The organism is Actinacidiphila cocklensis (assembly GCF_907177275.1).
GTDB lineage: Bacteria > Actinomycetota > Actinomycetes > Streptomycetales > Streptomycetaceae > Actinacidiphila > Actinacidiphila cocklensis.
Genome location: NZ_CAJSLV010000004.1, coordinates 1 through 2,438 on the forward strand (window position 1 = coordinate 1; position 2,438 = coordinate 2,438).

Here is a 2,438-nt window from a genome sequence, read left to right on the forward strand (position 1 = left end):
TCGTTGCCCGTGGAGACCAGTACAAGGCCATGAGTGGTCTTCCAGACAGGCCTGCTGAGGTCGAACGCCACCCTTGCCACTTCCTGGATCGGATGCGGAATGGCATCGTCTGCCACCACGAAAAGCCGGCGGATAATGATCGGGCGGCCCTGCACGGACCTCTGTAACGCGGTCACGTCACACCTCAGTCTGGTAGCGGTACTGGCGGGATATCCCGAGTGCACCGCAGGGTACAGGGGTACTGCGGTATGTGTCTGCTTCGCTCGTCGGCTGAACTGGCGGCACGGTCCCGGGCGCTATCGTACTCCCCGTCCGAAGCGCCCAGGGTCGCGCGGGTTGCTGAATTGTTCAGCTGATATTTGTCATATTTCCCCAGCCCCCACTGCCGACCGCGGTCGACGGGCCATCGACCGGGTGGCCGGCACTGTCCTGGCTGCCCTTATAGAAGAGTAGCTTCCCGGACGCGTCGGTCGCCCACAGGTCCTGCACTCCGTCGCTGTCCGCATCATTTCCCGATGCGATGAGAGGCCTGTTGGCCAGTGACCATCCGGCTGTTCCATAAACCGTCGGCGACGCGAACTTCGACGCCGTGGTCCCGTAGTACATGTACAGCACGCCAGTTACGACATTCCTCGCCAGAAGGTCAACTCTAGCCGCATTGTCGGCATTTCCTGGAGCCGCCAGGGTGAACAGGTCGAATCCGCTACCTATGTTGACCTCCGGGCTGACGAGGTGTGCTGGATGGCTTGGGTCGCCTCGCCCCAGTCCCAGGATCGAGTTGCCGTTCAGATACTGATTGTCGACGACGTCAGGATATCCGTCTCCTGTCAGGTCGCCGATTCCGAGGAAGTCGTAGTGGAACCAACTCGCGGTCGCCGCGTCCGTATTGAGCGCGATCCTTGTCCCTAGGTGCCCGGTTCCGTCTCCAGGGTAAACCCATGCGAGTTTGGTCGACGGGAAGTAGGCCACCAGGTCCTCCTTGCCGTCACCTGTCCAGTCGCCTCGGTGGCTGACGATCGCCTGTTTCCACCCGCCTGTGCCGATCTCGACCCGTGAACCAAGCGTTCCATCGCCCTTGCCCGGGTAGAGCCAGAGCAGCCCTGAGGAGTCGACCGCCACCAGGTCGCTGTTCCCGTCGCCGTTCATGTCCCCACCGAACGATGGGTGCTGAGGCGGCGCGGGGGGATCGGGGGCGTAGGTTATGGGGTTTCCTGAGGCGTCGACCACTTGGACATAGAAAGGGTCGGAGTCGATGATTCGCTGGTCCTTGTAGAAGCCTCCGAGCCTGTTGCCCGCCGTGGTGTTGTCATCTGCCGTGACCACCTGGACCGAGAAGGAGTTGGGACCGTTCGATCCACCCTGATAGGTCGAAGCGAACGGATACTCGTCACACTGGTAGGTGTTGTTGGCCGAGTAGTTTCCGCCCCAGTACCGCCGGCAGGCGCGCTGGGCAGCGCCCCGATTGCGCCCGTATATAGGATCGCTCGATTTTACCCTGCTCAACGGCCGCCCGCTTGCCGGCGAGCCCGGGATACTCTTGGCTGACCCGTCGCTCGACAGCGGGAGCGTCAGCGAAGGGTAGGTCTGCGCTTTCCATATGTGCGCGGACGTCTCCTTCACCGAATTGTCCATCGTAAGGTTCCACACTTCGGTAACCGAATCGAACACGCAGCCTTGCGATCCCACATACGAAGCGGAGTCGCAGCGGAAGCCCTCACCAGGGACGGTGGCCTCCTTGTAGCCGCCCACAAGTCCGATTCTAGTGTGAAAGTCGTACCAAGAAAGCTTGTCGTCGCCGGTCGTGTTCCCCGTGACGGGTGAGCTGAAAGAGACGGATGTGTTCCCATCCGCCATCCAGCTTGCAATCGTATCGGTGCGCTGCTTAGGGGTGCTTGGCGTACACGTTTCGCCGAAGCGGGGCAGGCAATCGATACTGATGTACAGAGGCACCTCTGCGATATTCTCACCGTAAGGGGTGAAATTGCTCAGTCGTGTCTGAAATACGACCGAGCGTTGACTGCTGACCGTCGTCCCGACGGTGTCGAGATCGAAAATGTCGCCACCGATCGTGGTGTAGACGTCAGTTTCCGGGTCGTAGACCTGGTACTCTGCGCTGACTCGTGCGGCCTGGCAATAGGTGAGATGATCGATGGTATGACCACCTGGCTGGCCGCTCTGACTGTCAGCGTCGCAGTCGGCGAGGCCGACGGCACTTCCTGCCGACCTTTTGTTTGCGATTTTCGCCGACAGCTCTGCACGCTGCTCGATCTGGTGTGGTGACTCGGAAAATACTGGGCGGCCGTACTTCGTGGTGGTTCGCGGCCGCAAGGGCGTCCCGGATTGAGGGGCCTCGCGTTTCCCGGACAGGGCTCTGCCGATCAATTATGCGGCGAGTCGCAATTCTTCGAACTCGGCGTGGACTTCGCCAGGGGGTCGGT

Annotated in this window: 1 protein-coding gene; it reads right to left on the reverse strand. The window is 61.2% G+C overall.

The window, feature by feature from the left end; translation table 11 throughout:
• Positions 1 to 348: 348 nt before the first annotated feature.
• On the reverse strand, positions 349 to 2,328 hold the full coding sequence (locus tag NFU81_RS02835) for an FG-GAP-like repeat-containing protein (RefSeq protein ID WP_251484608.1): 1,980 nt from the start codon (positions 2,326 to 2,328) through the stop codon (positions 349 to 351).
• Positions 2,329 to 2,438: the final 110 nt, after the last annotated feature.